The sequence below is a fragment of the Cardiobacterium sp. genome, assembly GCF_057314735.1.
The window spans coordinates 110,715-112,341 of the sequence record NZ_DBHKZK010000053.1 but is presented as its reverse complement, the minus strand read 5'-3'; the positions used below and the strand labels follow the sequence as shown (position 1 = coordinate 112,341).

Annotated in this window: 2 protein-coding genes and 1 tRNA gene (1 of these 3 running past the window's edge); 1 reads left to right on the top strand and 2 read right to left on the bottom strand. The window is 60.1% G+C overall.

Going from position 1 to position 1,627, the window contains the following annotated elements; translation table 11 throughout:
- Positions 1–461 (top strand): hypothetical protein (locus tag ACO54Z_RS07265; protein ID WP_485996420.1); only part of this gene is annotated, 461 nt, incomplete at its 5' end.
- A gap of 51 nt (positions 462–512) precedes the next feature.
- On the opposite strand, the gene ACO54Z_RS07260 is transcribed toward ACO54Z_RS07265, so the two are convergent.
- Positions 513–1,493, bottom strand: coding sequence for a polyprenyl synthetase family protein (locus ACO54Z_RS07260; RefSeq protein ID WP_485996419.1), 981 nt, complete (start codon positions 1,491–1,493; stop codon positions 513–515).
- Between the two features lie 109 nt (positions 1,494–1,602).
- Positions 1,603–1,627 (bottom strand) — tRNA-Asn (locus ACO54Z_RS07255) (it continues 151 nt past the right edge of the window).

Sequence of the window (1,627 nt, the reverse complement as noted above, 5' to 3'; positions counted from 1 at the left end):
TTTCTATATCAACTACGGATTTGTTTGAGGCAGCATACATTTTAGGACACCACCCCCGACGCTTCCGCGCCGTCTGCCGACATTGTGGCACCGCCGCGCCACGCCGCGCGGAACGCCCGCGCCCCATAAACCGCCAAAAACAGCGCGCCAACCAGCGCCAGGGCCACCGACACTACCCGGCTTGCGCCAATCAGCGTGCCGAGGCCGAAAACGCCGAGCGTCATCAGGGAAAAATCACAAAGAAAACAGGTCAGCACGATGGGCAACACCTGCCAGCGCCGCAAACCCTGCTTCAGCATAAACGCATTCTGCGCACCGATGGCGACAATCAGCCCGCCAGACACCAAAAAACCTTGAAGAAGCGCATTCATAAAAACCTAAAATTTCGCTATACCATGAGCGGCGTTTGCCCGGATTGGCGTGATGACATATTGCACAAGGTAGGCGGTGTCATGGCGTGACCGATAACCGCCGGGGCGCGTTGCGGGAAACGCGCGCAGATGCCGTAACGCTTAATGCTCGCGTTCAGTCGTGTGTTGCGCCAGCGAGAAGAGTGCGTCCTTGTAGGCGTTGTCGGGGAAGCCCGCCAGCGCCTGCATGGCATCATCGGCAAGACGGGCGGCAGCGGCGCGGCTGTAGGGCAGGGCGTCGGTCGCCTGCAACAGGGTGATGACTTCGCCGATGGCGTCGCGGTCGCCCGCTTCGATGATATCGCGCAGGCGCTGTTTTTCTGCGGCGGGCAGTTGTTGTTGCGCGCGGATGAGTGGCAGCGTCGGTTTGCCTTCGGCGAGGTCGTCGCCGAGCGATTTGCCGATGAGCGCTTCGTCACCGGTGTAATCGAGCAGGTCGTCCATGATTTGAAAGGCCATGCCCAGTTTGCGCCCGTACACGGCGAGTTGTTCGCTCTTTTCTGCCGCAAGCTCGGCGAGTAGTCCGGCGGTTTTGCAGGCGGCGGCGAACAGTACTGCGGTTTTCAGCTCAATCACGCGGTAGTAGCGCGGCTCATCCACGTCCGGGTCGTGCATATTGCCGAGTTGCATCACTTCACCAGCGGCGATGAGGTTGACTGCGTCGGCCATCATCGCAATGACGGCATTGTTGCCGGTGCGCACCATCAGCTGGAAGGCGCGGGTGTAGAGGAAGTCGCCGACGAGAACGCTGGCGGCGTTGCCAAAGGCGATGTTGGCGGACGGTTTGCCGCGACGCAGCGCCGATTCATCGACGACGTCGTCGTGCAGCAGGGTGGCGTTATGGATGAATTCGATGAAAGCGGCAGCGGTAATGGCGTGCTCGCCGCGATAGTCGCAGAGGCCGCAGCTGAGCAGGGTCAGGAACGGGCGGAAGCGCTTGCCGCCGTCGCCGATGGCGTATTGCATCACCAGTTCTGCCAGCGGGACTTCGGACTGCATTTCCGCGCGCATCAGCGCTTCGGTTGCCTGCATTTCTTGCTGAACCAGTTGCCGTATTGCCTCGTCGCTCAATCGTTTGCTCATGTTGTGATCGGTTTTCTGCTGCCAAAAAGAGGCGCTATTGTAGCGGATAGCCTTTTGCACCGGGCAATAAAAAACGCCCGTACAGGGCGTTTTGCGGAATTCTGGAATTTGGCTCCCGGAGACGGGCTCGAACC

Coding starts and splice junctions, on each gene's coding strand:
- ACO54Z_RS07260 (WP_485996419.1), bottom strand. CDS start 1,493: ATGAGCAAACGATTGAGCGACGAGGCAATACGGCAACTGGTTCAGCAA.